This window comes from Flavobacterium piscinae, assembly GCF_004122145.1.
Lineage (GTDB): Bacteria > Bacteroidota > Bacteroidia > Flavobacteriales > Flavobacteriaceae > Flavobacterium > Flavobacterium piscinae.
Window position 1 is genome coordinate 259671 of the sequence record NZ_SBKQ01000001.1, and the last position, 21759, is coordinate 281429.

General features: G+C 33.8%; 14 protein-coding genes and 1 tRNA gene. 10 read left to right on the forward strand and 5 right to left on the reverse strand.

The window, feature by feature from the left end; genetic code table 11:
• Window positions 1–53: 53 nt before the first annotated feature.
• From EQG68_RS01025 to EQG68_RS01040, 4 genes are all read right to left on the reverse strand, one after another.
• The gene (locus EQG68_RS01025) at window positions 54–2357 is read right to left on the reverse strand and encodes a glycoside hydrolase family 65 protein (RefSeq protein WP_129462931.1); all 2304 of its coding nucleotides are present in this window, start codon (window positions 2355–2357) and stop codon (window positions 54–56) included.
• A 67-nt stretch (window positions 2358–2424) separates the two neighbouring features.
• Complete coding sequence (gene pgmB / locus EQG68_RS01030; protein ID WP_129462932.1) at window positions 2425–3081, reverse strand: beta-phosphoglucomutase; 657 nt, start codon at window positions 3079–3081, stop codon at window positions 2425–2427.
• Window positions 3081–4427: an MFS transporter gene (locus EQG68_RS01035; protein WP_129462933.1), complete on the reverse strand. Its 1347-nt coding sequence runs from the start codon at window positions 4425–4427 to the stop codon at window positions 3081–3083. Before EQG68_RS01035 ends, pgmB begins: the two co-directional genes overlap by 1 nt.
• 199 nt (window positions 4428–4626) lie before the next feature.
• A complete protein-coding gene (locus EQG68_RS01040; RefSeq protein WP_129462934.1) occupies window positions 4627–5652 on the reverse strand; it encodes a LacI family DNA-binding transcriptional regulator in 1026 nt (341 codons plus the stop codon).
• A 225-nt stretch (window positions 5653–5877) separates the two neighbouring features.
• Here EQG68_RS01040 and EQG68_RS01045 point away from each other — a divergent pair, with 225 nt between their 5' ends.
• The 5 genes from EQG68_RS01045 to EQG68_RS01065 all read left to right on the forward strand — a co-directional run bounded on the left by EQG68_RS01045 (window position 5878) and on the right by EQG68_RS01065 (window position 17391).
• Window positions 5878–8838 carry a SusC/RagA family TonB-linked outer membrane protein gene (locus EQG68_RS01045; protein ID WP_129462935.1) on the forward strand — a complete coding sequence of 987 codons (2961 nt, stop codon included), beginning with the start codon at window positions 5878–5880 and terminating at the stop codon, window positions 8836–8838.
• A gap of 61 nt (window positions 8839–8899) precedes the next feature.
• Window positions 8900–10444 carry a RagB/SusD family nutrient uptake outer membrane protein gene (locus EQG68_RS01050; RefSeq protein WP_246011594.1) on the forward strand — a complete coding sequence of 515 codons (1545 nt, stop codon included), beginning with the start codon at window positions 8900–8902 and terminating at the stop codon, window positions 10442–10444.
• Between the two features lie 31 nt (window positions 10445–10475).
• Entirely contained in the window at window positions 10476–11522 is a 1047-nt protein-coding gene (locus EQG68_RS01055; protein WP_129462937.1) for a SusE domain-containing protein, read from the forward strand.
• 65 nt (window positions 11523–11587) lie between these two features.
• Complete coding sequence (locus EQG68_RS01060; RefSeq protein ID WP_129462938.1) at window positions 11588–14473, forward strand: alpha-amylase family glycosyl hydrolase; 2886 nt, start codon at window positions 11588–11590, stop codon at window positions 14471–14473.
• A 113-nt stretch (window positions 14474–14586) separates the two neighbouring features.
• On the forward strand, window positions 14587–17391 hold the full coding sequence (locus EQG68_RS01065) for an AsmA family protein (RefSeq protein WP_129462939.1): 2805 nt from the start codon (window positions 14587–14589) through the stop codon (window positions 17389–17391).
• Between the two features lie 37 nt (window positions 17392–17428).
• Here EQG68_RS01065 and EQG68_RS01070 read toward each other — a convergent pair.
• Window positions 17429–17501: transfer RNA gene (locus EQG68_RS01070), tRNA-Phe, on the reverse strand.
• 98 nt (window positions 17502–17599) lie between these two features.
• Between EQG68_RS01070 and EQG68_RS01075 the strand changes: the two genes are divergently transcribed.
• The 5 genes from EQG68_RS01075 to EQG68_RS01095 are packed head-to-tail and all read left to right on the forward strand — an operon-like array spanning window position 17600 to window position 21755.
• The gene (locus EQG68_RS01075; protein ID WP_129462940.1) at window positions 17600–18334 is read left to right on the forward strand and encodes a type III pantothenate kinase; all 735 of its coding nucleotides are present in this window, start codon (window positions 17600–17602) and stop codon (window positions 18332–18334) included.
• Window positions 18327–19580 carry an OmpP1/FadL family transporter gene (locus tag EQG68_RS01080; RefSeq protein WP_129462941.1) on the forward strand — a complete coding sequence of 418 codons (1254 nt, stop codon included), beginning with the start codon at window positions 18327–18329 and terminating at the stop codon, window positions 19578–19580. The genes EQG68_RS01075 and EQG68_RS01080 overlap by 8 nt, the downstream gene beginning before the upstream one ends.
• An 18-nt stretch (window positions 19581–19598) precedes the next feature.
• A complete protein-coding gene (locus tag EQG68_RS01085; RefSeq protein ID WP_129462942.1) occupies window positions 19599–20954 on the forward strand; it encodes a tetratricopeptide repeat protein in 1356 nt (451 codons plus the stop codon).
• Between the two features lie 3 nt (window positions 20955–20957).
• Complete coding sequence (lptC, locus tag EQG68_RS01090; protein WP_129462943.1) at window positions 20958–21512, forward strand: LPS export ABC transporter periplasmic protein LptC; 555 nt, start codon at window positions 20958–20960, stop codon at window positions 21510–21512.
• Between the two features lie 54 nt (window positions 21513–21566).
• Window positions 21567–21755: a hypothetical protein gene (locus EQG68_RS01095; protein WP_129462944.1), complete on the forward strand. Its 189-nt coding sequence runs from the start codon at window positions 21567–21569 to the stop codon at window positions 21753–21755.
• The last annotated feature ends 4 nt before the right edge of the window (window positions 21756–21759 follow it).

Below are 21759 nucleotides of genomic sequence, written 5' to 3' on the forward strand. Positions count from 1 at the left end.
GTCGCAGAGACGCTAAGCAAACCTTTGCGACTTAGCGTCTTTGCGAGAAATTGTTATACCGTAACCAAACTATCCGGTTCCACCAAAACCTCTTTTCCGTTGACAAAAACGGTAATTGGTTTTTCGCCTTCTAAAGAAAATTTGGTTTCATTTGCATGAACTGAAACTTTCAAAATTTGGTTTCTAAAGTTAATTTTAAAGGAATAACCCTTCCATTGTGCGGGGATTTTTGGTTCAAAGTGCAAAGTGTTATTTTTTACACGCATGCCACCAAATCCCTCTACAATGCTCATCCATGTTCCGGCCATTGAAGTAATGTGTAAACCTTCGTGGACTTCTTTGTTGTAATCATCTAAATCCAAACGGGATGTACGCAAATAAAAAGTATATGCTTGTTCCATTCGTCCTAAAACAGCAGCTTGAATGGAGTGAACACAAGGTGAAAGCGAACTTTCATGAACAGTAAACGGCTCATAAAAATCGAAATGTTTTTCCAATTGTTCTTTGCTGAAATGATCTTCAAAAAAGTAAAAGCCTTGTAACGTATCTGCTTGTTTGATGTAAGGTGAACGTAAAATTCTATCCCACGACCATTTTTGATTGATTGGGCGTTGACTCTTATCTAGATCATGTACTTTTACTAATTCTTTATCCAAAAAGCCATCTTGTTGCAAATATACGCCATGTTCTTCAGAATAAGGAAAATACATATTGTCCGCTACTTCTTTCCAATGATTAATTTCAGTTGTAGAAAGTTTTACTTTATTGAGAATTCGAGTATAATCAGACGAATATTCTTTTTCAATTTTATTGATTTGTTCTACCGTATAATCAATACACCATTTGGCGATATAGTTGGTATAGAAATTATTATTGACATTGTTTTCATATTCATTTGGACCCGTAACACCCAAAATCACATATTGATTTCTGTAAGTAGAATAAGTTGCTCTTTGGTGCCAAAAACGAGCAATTCCGATTAAAACTTCTAAACCTTTTTCGGGAATATAGCTGTAATCACCGGTAAAACGGTAATAATTGTATATAGCAAAAGCAATCGCACCGTTGCGGTGAATTTCTTCAAACGTAATTTCCCACTCGTTGTGACATTCTTCGCCGTTCATAGTTACCATCGGGTACAAAGCCGCACCGTTTTTGAAACCTAGTTTTCCGGCATTTTCAATGGCTTTGTCCAATTGATTGTAACGATAGGTCAATAAATTTCGAGCGACTTGTTGGTCTTTAGTTGCCATATAAAAAGGGATGCAATAGGCTTCGGTATCCCAATAAGTAGAACCGCCATATTTTTCTCCGGTAAAGCCTTTCGGGCCAATATTTAAACGAGAATCTTTACCTAAATAGGTTTGATTCAATTGAAAAATATTAAAACGAATACCTTGTTGAGCTTTCACATCTCCATCAATGGTAATGTCACTCATTTCCCAAATCTTTGCCCAAGCTTCAATTTGATTGGCCAACAATTCGTCATAACCAATTGAAACGGCAGTAGAAATTACTTTTTTGGAAGCCTCTTCCGTATTTTCATGGTTCATAGAAACGGTATAACCACCCATTTTTTGAATGGTAGCCGATTGGTTTTTGGCAAGTGAAACTTCATACGAAAATTCAATTTTATCATGTGAAGAAAGTATGTCAGAAGGAGAAGCATTTACATTTTTCCCATCCATCAAAATAGAATTATGCATGAATGTGGTTGCTGTAAAATGTGTTTTGAACGTTCTTGCAGTAACAAAAGCTTCGTTTGAATTATTTCTAACACTTATTGGTTCCCAAAATTTCTCTTCCCAGTTGGCGTCTTCGTTGTGAACACCAGCATCGAGATATGGTTTAAAAACAATCTTAGCACCCTGATTTAAAGCAGTAACTTGATAATTGATTACACCCACTTCATCCAAATCCAACGAAAGAAAACGACGTACTTGTACTTCAATATCCGTTCCGTTTTGAAGTGTTGCGATGAAAGAACGATGGTACCAACCTTCTTTCATATTCAATTCTCTACGGAAATTTTTCACTGCCTTACATTTAGCCAAATCTAGGTTTTCCCCATTGACTTCAATATTAATCCCAATCCAGTTAGGAGCATTCAACACTTTGGCAAAATACTCGGGATAACCGTTTTTCCACCAACCCACTTTAGTTTTATCGGGATAATATATTCCGGCGATATAACTTCCTTGGAAGGTTTTACCTGAGTAATATTCTTCAAAATTTGCACGTTGTCCCATCGCACCGTTTCCAATGCTGAACAAACTTTCGGAAGACTTAACCAGGTCTTGCTCAAATCCTTCTTCAATAATCGACCAGTTATCTGGTATGATATAATCTTGGTTCATTAAATTTAGTTTAAATGTTTCAAGTTTAACGTTTCAAGTTTTTATAACTCGAAAAATTAAAATTTTACTATTTATGTATTAGGTTTTGTATAAAATTTAAATCGATATGCGTAAAATCGGGGAAGACGAATTGAGCTTCGTGTAAAATGGTTTCTTCTCCAATTCCGACACTTATCATTCCGGCAATGTTGGCAGCCTGAATCCCGGCAACGGAATCTTCAAAAACGATGCATCTCTCGTTTGGGAAATTCACTTTTTTGGCTCCTTGAATAAAAACTTCAGGATCCGGTTTGGCATTTGACACATCGTTTCCATCCACTATGGCATCAAAATAATCGATAATTTTTGCTTTTTCTAAAATAGGTTTAGCGTTTTTACTGGCAGAACCTAAAACGATTTTTTGTTTATTTTCTTTTAAATAAGTAAGAACAGGTAAAACGCCGGGCAGGATTTCACTTTCGTCCATATTCACTAAATAGGAAAGATAGTCTTCGTTTTTTTGAACGAGCCATTTGTTTTTGTCTTCTTGCGAAGCTTCCATATTACCTAAAGCAAGAATAAGGTCGAGTGATCGAACACGACTCACCCCTTTGAGTTCTTCATTGTGTTCGGGTGTAAATTCGATACCCAATTGGTGAGCAATCTTTTGCCACGCTAAATAGTGATATTTGGCTGTGTCAACGATTACGCCATCGAGGTCAAATATGAAACATTTTTGATTCATTAGTTTTGTACTATATCATCCACATCTTTTACTTTATAAACTAAAGCTGCGGCAATTAAGAAACTGACACCGCTGGTTACTAAAGCAAAAATGGCATGATCATTATATAAATATTTAACCAGTAATCCTCCAATGAGGGCATTAATAATCTGTGGTATTACGATAAAGAAATTGAATATTCCCATATATACGCCCATTTTTTTTGGGTGAATAGACCCGGCAAGAATAGCATAGGGCATTGCTAAAATACTAGCCCAAGCTACACCTACACAAATCATTGAAAATATTAAGGACTCTTTGTTAGGCATCAAATACATGGAAATCAATCCAATTCCTCCAATGATTAATGAAATAGCGTGAGTTTTTTTCCTGCCAATTTGCTTAGCAATGTAGGGAAGCGTAAAAGCAAAAATCATGGATACAAAATTGTACACTCCAAATAATGTACCTACCCAGTTTCCGGCTTCATCAAATAATGGATTTTTAACATCATCTGAGGCTAAGCCATAAATGTGTTGAGCGATAGCAGGTGTGGTGAAAACCCACATTCCAAAAAGGCCGAACCAGGAAAAGAATTGAACCATGCTTAGTTGTCTCATGGTCGTTGGCATTTTAGCAAAGTCTTCAAAAATATCCAACAATCGAGCAGGTTTTTCGTCACCCAAGGCTTCTTGATGAGCCTTTTCATCAGAAAATTGAGTTAGTTCATCAGGGGAGTATTCCTTAGTGGTAACTACCGTAACTAAAATGGTAATGATTAAAATAATGGCTCCAATCACAAAAGACCAAATTAAATAATTTGGAATGCCTGACTCGGTTTCGCCTGTCATCCCCAACCATTCTAAGAAAGAGGGTAAAACAGAACCTACTACAGCACCCATACCAATTAAAGCTGTTTGAATACTGAAACCAAGCGTTCGCTGGTCGGTTCTAAGGTTATCACCTACTAATGCTCTAAAAGGTTCCATTGCAATGTTAAAAGAAACATCCATAATCATCAGCATTCCGGCTCCAACCCATAATGCAGGAAGAAAAGCAATAAAAATTTCCGATTGAGGCATAAGAATTAATCCAACAGAGGCTAGAACTGCTCCTAACAAGAAAAAAGGTTTTCTTCTCCCGAATTTACTCCAAGTATTGTCACTGTAATGTCCTATTATGGGCTGGACAATTAAACCGGTTAAAGGAGCAATAATCCAAAACCAAGAAAGTTCGTGAACATCGGCACCAAATTTTTGTAGAATTCTGCTTGCGTTGGCATTTTGAAGGGCAAAACCCATTTGTATTCCCAAGAAACCGAAACTCATGTTCCAAATTTCCCAGAAACTTAACTTACGCTTTTCCATTATCGTAATTAGTTGATTAATAATACGATAAGCGGTTTATGGCTTATCAAAACTTTTGTTCGAAGTAAAAATACAAGCTTTGATAATTGATACAAATATAGTTTTTTTTTTAAGCGAAATTATTTTTTTAAAAATATTTTGAAAGTATTTTTTTGGTGTTCACAATTTTAAAGTCAATGAAATCAATGGTTTACAGCTACTACAACGTTGGCGTAGATTCTCTTTCTACCAAGTGTGTTTCAATAATTTCCGTTCTGTAATGTTCGTCATCTTCATCTTCGCTTTCCAATCGGTCAATCAACATTTTGGCGGCTTTACCACCCATTTTTATACCATTTTGGCTCACGGTGGTGATGCTTGGAGATGAATATTTTGAAATGATTCCGTCTGTAAATCCAACAACGGAAATATCTTCCGGAATTTTCAACCCCATTTTTAAAGCAGATTTGATGGCTGTTACAGCAAAAAGTTCGTTCACTGCAAAAACAGCATCAATTTTATGATGTTGAATTAAGTTTTCAATTAAACCTTCACAATTGTCTATATCTTCTATTTTTAAAATGATTTGGTCATCAACTTTGATATCATTTGTTTTTAGTGCTTTTAGATAACCATCAGTTCTTAATTTACCTACACTAACATAATCTACGGTTGTAATAAGAGCAATTTTTTTCATTCCTTTATCGATTAAGGTCTGAACAGCTTGGAAAGCAGCTAAATTATCATCAATAATTACCTTATCACAATGTATATCGTTGGTCACACGATCAAACATTACTACCGGCATTCCTTGATTAATAACCTCAGTGATATGGTGAAAATCCTTCTTTAATTGGGTCTCCTTAGATAATGACATGATAAACCCATCAATACTTCCATTGGCTAACATTTCCATGTTAATGACTTCTTTGTCAAAGGATACGTCTGACAAACAGACTATTACGTTGTAGCCATGCTCGTTTGCAACATTTTCTACTCCGCTTATTACAGTGGCAAAAAAATGGTGAACAATTTCTGGAATTATAATTCCGATGGTTTTTGTTTTTTTATTTTTTAAACTTAAGGCTATATTGTTGGGTTTGTAGTTATATAATTTGGCAAAAGCTTGTACTTTTTGTCGGGTATCTTCACTGATTTCCGCACTGTCTTTTAGCGATTTTGAAACGGTAGAAATGGAAACATCTAATTCTTTAGCAATTTGCTTTAATGTAACTTTTCTTTTCATGTTTTTTGGAATAATTAACGATTTGCGAATAAAGATAATTTTTATTTTTTAGAATCGGAATTTTTAGCCTAAAAATAGTGATTATTCCAAAAGTTTTCAACACGAAAACGTTTTCGGGAGCTGTTTAACAAATGTTTATTCAAAAAGTTAAATATTTTACTTAAATTTAACATTCGAAGTCAAAAATACAAGCAAAAAACACAATTTTTAACCTAAACAAACTGTATGAAAACAATTTCTAAAAAGTTGTTATTTTTATTGCTACTACTACCACTTAGTGTGCTGGCTCAGAGCACTGTAAGTGGTGTTGTTTCCGACAAAGCGTCTGGACAACCCCTGCCGGGAGTAAATGTAATTATTAAAGGTACCTCTAAAGGTACTACAACCGATTTTGATGGTAAATATGAACTGTCAAATGTGACTAATGGAGAGGTAATTGAGTTCTCTTATGTAGGTTTTACTACACAAGATATCCCTTATGCTTCACAAAAAACAATTAATGTTTCTTTAGAAGAAGAAACAGCAAAATTAGACGAAGTCGTCTTGGTTGGTTATGGAACTGTCAAAAAGAAAGATGCGACAGGATCTGTAACTCAAGTGTCTTCAAAAGATTTTAACAAAGGTGCCAATGTAACTGCTGAAAACCTACTAAATGGTAAGGTTGCAGGTGTTACTATTAATACAAGTGGTGCACCTGGATCTGGTTCTGAAATTAGAATTCGTGGAGGTTCTTCACTTTTGGCATCTAATGACCCATTGATTATTATTGATGGTTTACCCATTGATAATGATGGGGCTGCTGGAGCTACTTCTGTTTTATCTTCAATAAATCCAAATGATATTGAGTCATTTTCTATTCTAAAAGATGCATCTGCAACTGCGATTTATGGTTCACGAGCATCAAATGGTGTAATTATAATTAACACAAAACGTGGTTCTAAAACACTTCAAGTTGAATATAATTTTCAATATGGAACCGGTAATAGGGTAGGTGAGATAGATGTTTTTTCAGGCAATGAATTTAGAGCTTTGGTGGCCGGAACATTTGATGATGAAGGAAATCAAATTACACCGGGTATAGGGACGCCTCAACAAGTGGCCTTGTTAGGAACTGCAAATACAGATTGGCAAAAAGCAATTTATAGAAGAACTGATTTTGTAGATAATAATTTATCTATTAAAGGGAATTTATTTGGTGCTATACCAACAAGATTATCTGTTGGAAACACCTACCAAGAAGGACTACGATTAACGAATGCATTTACTAGAAATTCAGTATCATTGAATTTGTCTCCAAGTTTATTTAAAGATCATTTGAAGTTTAGAATTTCAGCAAATTATACTAACCAGCGTAATCGTTTTGCTGATGGCGTTGAAGGTTCAGCAATCCGTTTTGACCCAACACAACCAATATATGATCCAAATTCTCCTTCAGGAGGTTTTTTTGAGTATTATACTATTAATAATCAGAATCAAACAGTTTACTTAAATCCTTCAACAGCAAATCCCGTTGCCCAATTGTTGCAAACATTTGATAGAGGTTTAAACAACAGATTTTTTGGAAACTTTGAAATGGATTACAAGTTTCATTTTTTACCTGAGTTGAGAGCAGTTGTAAATTTGGGTTATGATAGAAATGATGGTGAAAGAAGTAGATTTAGAAGTGCTAATGCTAGATCGGGGTTCCTTAACAATAATATTTCTCAAGGAACTAGATTTAGTGAAGAGAATCTTAGAACTAATAAACTTTTAGATTTTTACTTAGTTTACAATAAACAATTTGGTAAATTAAATTTTGAAGGAACAGCAGGTTATTCTTATCAAAAATTTGAAAATGAAGGTTTAGCTGGTTTTGATGCTGCTGATCCGACACAAATACAAAGGGCTTATGTTGATACGGATGTAGTGTTGATTGGATATTTTGGAAGAGCAAATTTTAATTTGGCGGATAAATATTTATTGACGTTGACATACAGAAGAGATGGTACTTCTCGTTTTGGTCCTGATAATCGTTGGGGTAATTTCCCGTCTGTTGCTTTAGGATGGAAAATAAAAGAAGATTTTTTCAAAGATTCATCATTAATTTCTGATTTGAAGTTAAGAGCTGGATGGGGTATAACAGGACAACAAGATATTGATCAAGCGTCTTTTTATCAACAAATTTATAATTTAGGTGATGCAAATTCACAATATATCATTGGCGGTGAGCCTATTAATGTGGGTGTTCCTAGTGCATTTGGACCATTAAAATGGGAAGAAACAGCTACTTACAATATTGGTTTAGATTATGGTTTTGCAGATAATAGAATTAATGGTTCGTTAGATTTATTCTATAAGTTGTCTAATGATTTATTTCAGATTGGACCATTTGCTGACGGAAGTAATTTTTCAAATCAAGGGCCTCAAAACGTAGGAGATATGAGTTCAAAAGGTATTGAGTTTTCTATCAATTATGATGTTGTGAAAACTGAAAACTTCAATTGGAATTTAGGCTTTAATGCTACCAAATTTGAAAGAAGAATTGAAAAAATTGCCTTAGGTTCTCCTTTATTTACAGGTCAATCAGGTGCCGGTACCGGTGGAACATCACAAATACTACAAGAAGGATTTACACCATTTTCCTTCTATGTTTACAAACAATTATATGATCCAAACGGACAAGCAATAGAAGGAGCTTTTGCAGACTTAAATGGTGATGGAATCATAAATGGAGATGATAGATATATATATAAAAATCCTGATCCTGATTTACTTTTAGGTTTTACTTCTAGCTTAAATTACAAAAATTTTGATTTTTCATTTAATTTAAGAGCAAGTATTGGTAATAGAGTTTTAAATGGAGTTGAATCGACACGTTCGTATTATGCATTGATTCAAAATGGAGTATTAGAAAATATTTCACCTAATGTATTGAATACTAATTTTCAAAATCAAAATGGTGAAAATGTTCTTTCAGATATGTATGTTGAAAATGCATCTTTCTTGAGAATGGATTTTGCCACAATTGGGTATACATTTCCAGAATGGTTAGATGGAAAAGCTTCTTTGAGATTATTTACGGGTGTTCAAAATGCATTTGTAATTTCTAAATATGGAGGTTTAGATCCTGAGGTAACCGGAGGATTTGACAATACAATTTACCCAAGACAAAGACAATTCCTATTTGGGGCTAATGTAAAATTCTAAAATAAAAACTATGAAAAAAATTAAAATTAAAATCTTTTTTTTACTCAGTATTGCATTTTTAATGCAATCTTGTGAAGATGATTTAGATGTAATTCCTGAAGATCCAAATCAATTGTCTATTGATGAGTTTTATTCTCAGGAAGGAGCATATAAACAGGCTATCGCAGGGGTTTATGGAAATCTGTCTTTGACAGGTACACTAGGTGCAGGTTCATCCAATATTGGAGGTATCGATGCGGGAACGAGTCAATATGGTCGTGTGTTTTGGTATATGCAAAATCTCTCAACGGACGAGGTAATTTGGAGTTATGAAAATGACCCGGGAACAAGAGAAATTCAACGTAATATTTGGAATGCATCAAATCCAATTATTAGAGGAATGTTTAGTAGAGGAATGTTTCAAGTGGCTCTTGCAAATGAGTTCTTACGACAATCTACTACAGAAAGACTGAGCTCTAGAGGAATTACTGATGCTACAACATTATCTGAAGTAGCTGATTATCGCAACGAAGCAAGAGCTTTAAGAGCTTTAGCTTACTACCATTTGATGGATTTGTTTGGAAAAGCAGCTTTTAATACAGAAAATGATCCTGTTGGCTTTGCTGGTCCAGAATACAACAGAGCACAACTATTTGATTTTATTGAGACTGAATTAACTGAAATTTTACCAAATTTAAAAGCTCCAAGATCAAATCAAGAAGGAAGGTTAGATCAGTCATTTGCCAGAATGATTTTAGCTAAATTGTACTTAAATGCAGAAGTTTATATTGGAGTTAATAAATATTCAGAATGTGCAGATCAATGTAATGCCATCATCAATTCAGGTTATTCACTAGCTTTAAACTATTTGAACAATTTTAATGCTGATAATAATACTTCTCCTGAAGCGATTTTTTATGTTCAATCTGATGGTGTGGTTACTCAAAATTTTGGTCCAACCACCGTTATGATTAATGGTCAAGTAGGTTCTTTAGAAAGTAATGGAAATCAGTTTGGTGTTGGCGGATGGGGAGGAGCTCTTCGTTTAAGAAAACAATTTGTTCAAAAATTTGAAGGAGCTGATTATGATAATGATGTTAGAAATACAATTATTTCTGGTATACGAGATATTGAAATTTCCGATGTAGCAAATAGAGATCAAGGATTTATTCTTGCTAAGTATTCAAATATATCATCTTCAGGCGTAGCTGGTATTAGTACTACATTTGTTGATACTGATTTCCCAATGTTTCGTTTAGCAGACGTATATTTAATGTATGCAGAATGTGCTGTTCGTGGTGCAGGAAATGCAACATTGTCGCAAGCGGTTACTTATGTAAATGCGATAAGAGAACGTGCAAATAATGGTAGTCAGTCAGCAAATATTTCTCAAAATGATATGGATCTTGACTTTATTATTGATGAAAGATCAAGAGAATTACATTGGGAGGGTCACAGAAGACAAGATTTAATTCGTTTTAACAAATATACGGGGGGAGCATATAATTGGGCATGGAAAGGAAATGGTAGTAATGGTATTGCAATTTCAAATAATTTAAAAGTTTATCCAATACCTCAAGCTTCATTAGATTCAAACCCAAATTTGACTCAAAATCCTGGTTATTAAAATCTTTAAAAAACATAAATTTTATAAAAAAATGAAAAATACTTTTAAATTACTTTTGGCAACTGTCCTGTTTTCAGGATTATGGTCTTGTGAAGATGAACAAGACTTAATGATATTAACTCCTCCTGCTAGTTTTCAAATTCTAACTCCGCAAGCAGGTTCTGCTCCGATAGAATTAACTCCAGGTTTACAAAATAATCCAGCTTTAACAGTGACATGGGCTGCTGCAGATTATGATAATCCTACTGCGATTACTTATGATGTTGAAATTGCTAAAACAGGAACAGAGTTTGAAACATTTATTTTAGCAGGAAGTACTTCAAATACTAATATTACTTGGAGTGTTCTTGAATTAAACGCAGCAGCTGGAGCAGCTGGATTAACTCCATTTGAGGAAGAAGGTTTAGATATTAGAATTAAGGCAACAACTGGTACATTAGATGCTCAACCTGTTTACTCTAACGTAGTTACAGTTTTATTAAAAACGTACAGCACTGACCTTCCAAAAATTGCTGTTCCTGGTAACCACCAAGGATGGAACCCTCCAACTGCACCCCGATTAGCTTCCTCTGGTTTCGGAGAAACTGACTATGAGGGATTTGTTTGGTTAGATGGCGGTTATAAATTTGTTGGACCCGATGGTTCTGGTAATTTTAACTGGGGTAATACTGACTGGGGTGATGATGGTTCTTTCTCTGGAGTTTTAGTAGAAACTGGTGAAACTGATTGCACAGCTACTGCAGGATATTACAGGGTACAAGCTAATACTACAACCTTGCTTTATTCCACAACTCCAACAGTTTGGGGTATTGTTGGAGCGGCTACTCCAGGTGGTTGGGATAATAGTACTGCTTTAACTTACAATGCTACTTCTAAGAAATGGGAAGGAGTTGTTACAATGACTGCCGGCGAGTTTAAATTTAGAGCGAACAATGCTTGGACAATCAATTTAGGTGGAGATCCAGCAGAGATGACCTATGATGGTTCAAATCTTTCAGTAGATGCTGCAGGGGATTATTTGGTTGAACTAGATTTATCTAACCCAAGAGAATATACATATACTTTAACCGCTCAATAGAGGTTATAGTTATAAAAAAAGGGCTGTATTCCTACAGCCCTTTTTTATCATTAAAAATTACTACTATGAAAAGAAATTATTTTTTTACTTTTTTATTAACCTTAATCTCAACATTTTCTTTTGCTCAAGTTACCATTTCACCGGCAACCTTTAATGTTGATGATCAAATTACTATTACAGTTTCAACTGCTGCTCAAGCTTGTAACCAATTAGGAACCAATCCTCCTAAAGTATACATGCATGCTGGTATTGGTGACGATGTAAATGCATTTGGTTTTTCTGTAATTGGAAATTGGGGTCAAGATGATAGTATTGGTTTAATGACCAATAATGGAAATGGAACCTGGTCTATTACATTAACACCAAGTATTTATTTTGGTATCAACGCTACCCAACAAGCGAACGCAACTAAGTTGGGGATGGTGTTCAGAAATGCAAATGGTTCACAAACCTTAAAATTACCACCTTCTTGTGGCGATTTTATTTTTAATGTTGGAACATTTCAAGTTAATTTATCTTCACCGGTTAATAATAGTTCAACAATTATTAACTCAGGAGGAAATATTTCAGTTAATGCCACCAACACAGGTGGTAATGCAAGTTATGTGTTAAAAGCTAATGGTGTAACAATTAATTCAAATGCTTCTACGTCTAATTATGCATTCAATCACACAAATATCACTTCAAATCAAACCTATGAATTGCAAGTTACGTTAGGTTCGTCAACTATTACTAGAAGATTTAGTGCGATTGTAAATCCCGGAACATTATCACAAGCAATACCTTCAGGATTAGAAGATGGAATAAATTACAACCCATCCGACCCGACAAAAGCAACTTTAAAATTAAATGCTCCCGGTAAAGACTTTGTTTATGTTGCCGGTAGTTTTAATGACTATCAACCCGATGGTTCTTATGCAATGAAAAAAGATCCTTCGACAAATATTTTTTGGTTGGAATTAACCAATTTAACTCCGGGTGAAATTTATACCTACCAATATTGGGTGGTGGATCAAACTCCTGTTGCTAATTCACCAGTTTTAGTGAAAACAGCTGATATGTATTCAACTTTGGTCTTGTCACCATTTGATGATCCTTGGATTCCGTCTTCTTCGTATCCAAACCTACCAACTTATCCAGCAGGTCAGGAACGTGAAGTAACGGTACTTCAAACCGGTCAGACTCCTTATAATTGGAGTAATGCAACTTTAAACTTTGTTAAACCGAGTAAAGATAATTTAGTAGTTTATGAAGTTTTAGTGAGAGATTTTGACGCCAATAGAAATTATCAAGATTTGATTAATAAAATAGATTATTTCAGAGATCTTGGTGTCAATGCTATTCAATTAATGCCAGTCATGGAGTTTGAAGGTAATGAAAGTTGGGGTTATAACACTTCTTTTCATCTCGCTCTGGACAAGTTTTATGGAACTCCGGATAAGTTTAAAGAATTAATAGATGTTTGTCACCAAAATGGAATTGCAGTTATCCTTGATGTAGCTCTAAACCATTCTTTTGGAAGAAATCCAGGAGTAAGAATGTGGATGAATGACCCTGAGGGAGACGGATGGGGACCTCCATCTTCGGATAACCCTTATTATAATACAACAGCCCGACACAGTTACAGCGTTGGTGAAGATTTTAATCATCAATCTGCTCTAACACAGTATTACACCAGAAGAGTTGTTAAACAATGGATTGAAGAATATAAAATTGATGGTTTCCGTTGGGATTTAACAAAAGGCTTTACTCAAAATTGTACAGGTGGTGATGATGGTTGTACCAATGGTTATCAAGCCGATAGAGTTCAAGTTTTAAAAGATTATGCTGATTATTCTTGGAGTTTAGATCCAAATCATATTGTAATTTTCGAACATCTAGGTTCAGATAACGAAGAACAACAATGGGCAAATTACAAATTAGGTGAAGGTAAAGGGATTTTGATGTGGGGAGAAATGTATACTCAATACAAAGAACTTGCTATGGGTTTTGCTAGTCAAAATATTACCCGAATGGGGCATGTTAGTAGAGGATTTGCAGGGAAAAGATTAATCGGGTATCCTGAAAGTCATGACAAAGACCGTATGATGTATGAAGCCATAACCTATGGTAATGGAGGAGGTTCTGCTCCAGTAAATGGCAATTTAACCAATGCATTAGCTCGTATGGGAGCTATAGGAGCTACGAGTATTTTGGTTCCCGGACCAAAAATGATATGGCATTTTGGTGAATTAGGGAATAATCAATCCATTTTTACTTGTTCAAATGGTACAGTAAATGATGAAGGAGCCAACCCTCCCGGGGATTGTAAATTAGACACTAAGCCTCAAGTACAATGGTCCGAAAATTGGCTTTCAGATCCTAGGAGAACAGCAATCTTTGAAGATTGGGCCAGAATGATTAAGCTTAAAATTAATGAACCCGTTTTTAATGGGGAATATGCTATAAGTCCAAATGGAAGCAACATTCGTCAACGAATTTATGTTTTTGATAATTCTTTGCCAACTTCACAATTGAAAAATGTAGTCATTTTGGCCAATTTTTCTGTTGCAGCACAAAACATTACGCCAGATTTTCCTTATACGGGAACTTGGTATAATTTGATGAATGATACACCAATAACTGTCAACAATACAACGACTGCTATTAATCTACAACCCGGAGAATTTAGAGTATATGGAAATCAACCATCTACTTTGTCAACCAATAATTTTGAAATGATTTCAAATGTTGTATTGGCACCAAATCCTACATCCGGTGCGTTTACTATTTCGGTTGCCACAACAAAAGTTGAGATTTACTCTCTTACTGGTCAATTAGTAAAATCTTTCAACAATACATTTAGTTCTGATTACGCATTTGATGTTAGCGACTTGAACAATGGAATCTACTTTGTAAAAGCTGTTAATGAATATGGAAATGAAAAAACTATGAAATTAATCAAAAATTAATATTTAGAGTTAGTTAAATATGTTACAATGCCATTAAACCCAGTTATTTAACTGGGTTTTTTGTTGTTAAATAGACTATTGTAAATTCACTCGGAAAGCTATAATTTCGTTGTATGAAAAATTACAAAAAAGAAATAGTTTTTAAAGTTTTAAAAATCACAGGAATCACTTTAGCCATTTTAGTGTTTTTGCTATTTTTGTTGCCCATACTTTTCCCTGAAACCATTACCAATAAAATAAAATCATTTGCAAATGAAAAACTGAATGGTGAGATAAGTTTTAAAGAAACCAACCTTTCCTTTTTTACTCATTTTCCTTCTTTAACCTTAACGTTAGATGAGTTTTTGTTAAAAGGATCTGTGCCTTTCGAAAAAGACACATTAATTTCGGCCAAAGAAATTGCATTTGGTATTAATGTAAAATCAATTTTTTTTGATGAAAAGATAAAAATTGATAAGATTTTTGTTTCAGAGGGATTTATCAATGTAAAAGTAAATACAAAAGGAAAGCCAAATTATAATGTGTATGTTTCTGATAGTAAAGAGGTTAATTCTGAATCTGCCTCTGCATCCATTAAACTGGATCGAATTGATATCAAAAAGATGCGGTTATTATACGATGACAAATCTACCAAAATAGTAATAAAAGCTAAAGATTTTAATTATTTAGGGAAAGGAGATCTACACGAATCAATTTTTGATTTAAAAACGAAAGCACAAATTGAAGGGTTTTATTTCTCTTTTGACAAACAAGATTACTTAATCAATAAAAAAGTTAATGCCGAACTAATTACAAAAATTAACACTAATTCGCTTGAGTTAATTTTTGAGGAAAATAATTTGATGATTAATAAACTGCCTGTTGAATTTAAGGGTAAGTTTGATTTCTTGAAAAATGGTTACAATTTAGATTTTAATGTGAAATCAAAGAATAGTCAACTCAATGATTTTTTTACTGCCTTGCCACCTCAATTCATCACTTGGTTGACTAAAACAACTATCAAAGGAAAGACAGATTTACTTTTTTCTTTGAAAGGAAAATACATAGCTCAAGAAAACATTAAACCAGATGTTCATTTTAATATGAAGATAAGAGATGGATTTATCTCTTATAATAAAGCACCTCTACCGGCAACAAATATTTTTTTGAATTTCGACACCAAACTCCCTTCTTTAGATACTGAAAAGTTGGTTTTAAAAATTGACTCTATTTATTTTGATGTCGGGAAAGATTTTTTTAATGGCAACATAAAGGTTAATGGTCTATCCAAACCTCAAATTGATGCCAGAGTCCGATCAAAATTAGATTTAGCTAAATTAGATCAAGCTCTCGGTATAGAAAATATGGATTTAAAGGGAAGTTTTTCGGCTGACATTGTTTCAAAAGGCAATTACAATAAACAACAAAAACAATTTCCTATAACAAAAGGTAATTTAGAACTAAAGAATGGATTTGTTCAATCTGTTTATTATCCGAATGCCATCAAAAATATTAATTTTAAAGCTGTTGTCTCAAATTCAAACGGAGAACTTAATGATTTATCTTTACTAATTTCTCCGGCAAAATTAGAATTCGAAGGCAAACCATTTGATTTGTATGCTTCCCTTAAAAATTTTGAGGATATCACCTATGATATAAAAGCGAAAGGAGAATTAAATATTGAAAGAATATATAATGTTTTTTCACAAAGAGGAACCGATGTAACCGGTTTTGCTAAAATGGATCTAGCTTTTCAAGGCAGACAAAGTGATGCTACATCTGGAAAATACGCCAATTTAAACAACAAAGGAAACTTAGAACTGAAAGAAATTAAAATTTATTCGGAATTTTTAACCAAACCTTTTGTGATCAAGGAAGGTCTTTTTTTGTTCAATCAAGATCAAATGAATTTTACAAATTTTGTAGCTTCCTATGGGCAATCAGACTTTAAAATGAATGGTTACATGGAAAATGTCATCAATTTTGCTCTTTCCGAAAATGAAATTTTAAAAGGTATTTTTTTCGTTGATTCTGAGTTTATTCAAGTAAATGAGTTTATGGCTTTTGCCAACGAAACAAAGGAGGAAAAAGACAGTACAATCCAAAATGGCGTGGTCGTAATTCCATCTAAATTTAATTTTAATTTACAAGCAAATGTCAAAAAAATCAATTTTGATGATTTGAATATTGAAAATTTGTCCGGTAAAGTGAATGTAAACCAAGGAAAGCTGGCTTTGCAAAACACGGTTTTTTCATTAATAGGCACCAAAATGAAGATGGATGCCGTTTATTTTCATGAAACACCAACCAGAGCCGATTTTGATTATAAAATTAAGGCAACCGATTTTGATATCAAACGTGCTTATAATGAAATTGCTCTATTTCGCGAAATGGCTTCAGCGGCTGAATACGCAGAAGGTATAGTTTCGATAGATTATAAAATTGCCGGTAAATTGGATGGAAATATGACACCTGTTTTTCCTTCATTAATCGGAGGAGGAACCCTTTCGGTAAAAAACGTAAAAATGAAAGGGTTTAAATTATTTAATGTAGTGAGTCAAAAAACCGAAACGGATGCCTTGAAAGATCCTGATATTTCCAAAATTGACATTAAAACAACAGTGAAGAATAATTTGATTAAAATTGAACGTTTTAAGTTCAAAGTTGCGGGTTTTAGACCAAGAATTGAAGGTGAAACCAGTTTTGACGGAAAAATTAATTTAAAAATGCGAATCGGTTTGCCTCCCTTAGGAATAATCGGAATTCCTATAAAAGTCACCGGAACTCAAGATAATCCTATTATTGGTTTAGGTAAAAAAACAGAAGATTTGGAAGAAACGGAATATGAAGAAGGAATGGAAAACTTACCTAAAACTGCAGAAATCGTGCCTACAACTGAATTACCTGTAGTAACACCAAAAGATACAATCAAAAATTAAAAAACAAAAAACCCGAATAGAAATATTCGGGTTTAAGTGGTACCTCCAGGGATCGAACCAGGGACACACGGATTTTCAGTCCGTTGCTCTACCATCTGAGCTAAGGTACCTTTGCTGATGCGGGTGCAAATATAGAACGATTTTTATTTTATACAAAACAAATATTAAAAAAAATCTATTCGTACCTTCGCAGACAGAATTATAAAAAATGGTTTTAGTAGTCGATGTCGGAAATACGCGAATTAAATGTGCTGTTTATGAGCTGGATATACTTAAGGCAACTTTTGTGTTTACTGAAAATGAAGTTGAAAATAATTTAAAAAATATTTTAATCTCCTATCCAAAAGTTACCGATTTGATTGTTTCCTCCGTTGCAAAAGCTTTAACTTTCGATTTGCAAACAATTTCAAACGACTTAAACATACATTTTGTTTCCAATTTAGACTCGTTTCCTTTTGAAAATAAATATACCACACCCAAAACATTAGGAGTAGATAGAATGATTTTGGCAGCAGGAGCAACTTTGTTATTTCCGGGAAAAAATCGCTTAATAATCGATGCGGGAACTTGTGTAACCTACGATTTTGTGGATGAATATGACAACTATTGGGGAGGAGCTATTTCACCCGGTTTGAGACTCAGGTATGCTTCGCTTCATCAATTTACAGCAAAATTACCATTATTATCTTTGGAAGAACCCTCTGGAATTGTAGGGAATTCTACAAATCAATCTATTCATTCCGGAGTTGTAAACGGATTAATTTGTGAAATAGATGGATTTATTGAACGTTTTAAACAGCAAAATGAAAACTTTACCATAATTTTAACGGGAGGTGATGCTGTTTTTTTGGCAAAAAGATTAAAAAATACCATATTTGCCAATTCAAATTTCCTTTTGGAAAGTTTGAACCAATTTTTTCAATATAAAATCAAAAATGATTAAAAAAATTCTGATAAGCTTTTGCTTATTTTTTTCAGTACTAACCTTGGCTCAAGAGGGAACAGCTTCGCCCTATTCTTTTTATGGAATTGGAGATGTTAAATTTAAAGGAGCTGTTGAAAATCGATCTATGGGAGGGGTCAGTGTGTTTAGTGATTCTATTCACGTAAATTTGCAAAATCCTGCTTCGTTTTCTCACTTAAAATATACAACATTTACCATTGGTGCCAACAATAATAATGTTAATCTGAAAACAGATAGCCAATCTGAAAAAGCTACCAGAACAACAATTGACTACTTGGTTGTAGCAATGCCCGTGGCTAAAAAGTTTGGAGCATCGTTAGGACTGTTGCCTTTTTCTTCGGTAGGCTATAAAATTGAGAATATTAATGAAGACACAACACAGCAAAGTGCTAGGTATTTTGGTGACGGAGGTGTCAATCGATTTTTTGGATCTTTAGCCTATTCATTTAATGACAACTTTAGCTTTGGAGTAGATATCAATTACAATTTTGGAAATATTTCAACAAATTCTGTAGAATTTATTCCAGAAATACAACTTGGAACTAGAGAACTGAATACAAGTAAAATAAATGGGTTTAATTATAATTTTGGTGTAATGTATAATAAAAAAGTTACCGAAAAATTAACATTGTTTGGAAGTTTAGCGTATTCACCACAAAGTAACCTTGATGTTGAAAACAGTAGAAACATTACAACTGTATTTGTCACCTCTACATTTAATGCCTTTCCTCAAGAAGATGGAATCACACAAGTAAGCACTTCTAAACTAAAATTACCCTCTAAATTTGTTTTTGGTGCCGGAATAGGAGAAGTTAGAAAATGGATGGTTGGAACAGAATTAACTTTTCAGCAGTCAAGTAGTTTTGGAAATCGTTTTAATGATATTACTAACGTTGAATATGAAAATTCAACTAAAATTAGTTTTGGTGGATACTATATACCAAAATACAATTCTTTTAATAAGTATTTGCAAAGAGTAACTTATAGAGCCGGTTTTAATTATGAAAATACTGGTTTAATTATAAACAATGAGTCAATTAATAATTATGGCATAACTTTTGGTTTAGGTTTACCACTTGGTGGAAGTTTTTCAAACATAAACGTTGGATTTGAATATGGAAAAAGAGGAACAACCAATGCCGGATTAGTTGAAGAGAATTATACCAATGTATTTATAAGTTTATCTTTGAATGATAAATGGTTTGTTAAAAGAAAATATGAATAATACAGAAATTTTATAACTATGAAAACTAAATTAATTATTGTATTTGCGTTTCTAATCGGAATGACTAATGTAAATGGCCAGAATGCTGCTGATTGTGCCGAAAAATTATCCATTTTTAATGAGCTTTGTAAAGCAAAAGATTTTGCTTCCGCTTACGAACCTTGGATGTACTCTCGCAAAAATTGTGCGTCTTTTCACAATGCAATATATATAAGAGGTGAACAAATTTTAAATTACCGTATTGAAAATGCTAAAACTCCAGCTGAAAAAGAAACTGAAGTTAGAGATTTAGTAAAAATGTATGGGGAGTTTGATAAATATTTCCCTGATAATAACAGAGGAAACAAAGTAAGAAAAGCAATGGCTCTCTTTGAAAACAATGTTGGAACTCCGGAAGAAGTGTATAATCTACTTGATGATGCTTTCAAAACAGATAGAGCTAACTTTACAAACGCTAAAGCTCTTTATGTTTATTTTGAAATTTACGTAAACGATTTTGAAGCCGGTAAAAAAGGAATTCAATTGCAAGATTTGTTTAATAAATATGACGAGATTTCAGATAAAATTGACGAAGAAGAGAAAAAACTTTCAGATGAGTTGGATGCAATTTTACAAAAAGAAGAAACAGGGGCTGAGTTAACTAAGAAAGAAGCTAGCGTTAAAAACGCAAATCAAATTAACTTAGATGCATTTCAAACCATTAGAACAAGTATGGATAATAAAATTGCCCAGTTAGCAACTTGTGAACGATTAATACCTTTTTTAGGGGGCAGTTTTGAAGAGAAAAAAGGAGATGCCGAATGGTTAAGAAGAGCCGCAGATCGATTAGACAAAAAAGGATGTTCATCTGATCCATTGTTTTCTAAAATATCTGAGACATTACATCAGCTAAATCCTACTGCTAAATCTGCGTACAATTTAGGGGTTTCTTATTATAACAAAAAGAATACAGCTAAAGCATTGGAGTATTTTAACCAATCCGCAGAATTGCACAAAGACAGTGGAGAAAAAGCAAAAGTGTATTACACAGTTGCCAGAAATATCTATGGTAGCAGTAACAAATCACAAGCAAGAGCTTTCGCTGAAAAAGCATTGGCAGCAAAACCTTCATTTGGAGAAGCTCATGTTTTTATTGCACAACTTTATGCTAACAGTGCAAATGAATGTGGAAATGATCCATTTGAAAAAAGAGCCATTTATTGGTTAGCAGCTTCAACAGCCAGAAAAGCAGGAACATCTGCCGGTAATGCAGCAGCAGCATCCTATGATAAATTGGCTCCAACAAAAGCTGAAATTCATACATCAGGAAGAGCAGGAGAAACAATCCGTTTTAACTGTTGGGTAGGAAGAAGTGTTACGGTGCCAAACTTATAATCAATGCTTAGCATTCAAAAAATAATCAATTTCAGTGTCACAGTTTTTGCTGTGACATTGTTTTTTGGTTGCCAAAGCAATTTTAAAGAAATTCAACGAATCAATGTTTCTGAATTTATGGCTTCGGGTGAAGCAGACTCCGTTAACCTGAAGTATACCGACTCTGGTAAAATAAAAGCAATTTTGGTCAGTCCTAAAATGATGGATTACGGCACAGTTCTCTATCCCTTCACCGAATTTCCTAATGGTATTGAAGTGACATTGTTTGACCAAAATGGTAAAAAAAACTTTATCAAATCAGATTATGCCATTACTTTCAAAGGAACGGATATCATAGACATGCAAGGAAACGTAAAAATGACAGCTGAAGGCGGACAGTATTTGGAAACAGAGCAACTTTATTACGACCAAAAAAACGAGTGGTTTTTTACTGAAAAAAAGTTTAAATTTACTGACCCGTATAAAGGTGAAACAAAAGGCGATGGGCTTGATTTTAGTAAAGATTTTAAACGAATCAACTTTCAAAAAGTTTCAGGCGTAATCAACGAAGCAGAATAAATTAGAGGCAGTAACAGTTTTCAGTGAACAGACAACCGATAACAGACAACAGTCATGACATACTTAAAATACATTCAATATTTTTATCTTTTTGCGGCAGGGTTTTTTATTTATCAAGGTTTTGCTAATTTGAATTCAGAGGAAAAAAGCCCTTGGTTAATGTTCTTTTTTGCTGCCATGGCTATTTTTATGTTCTTTTTTAGAAGACGATTTTTGAATAAAATGGATAACCGAAATAAGTAATTTA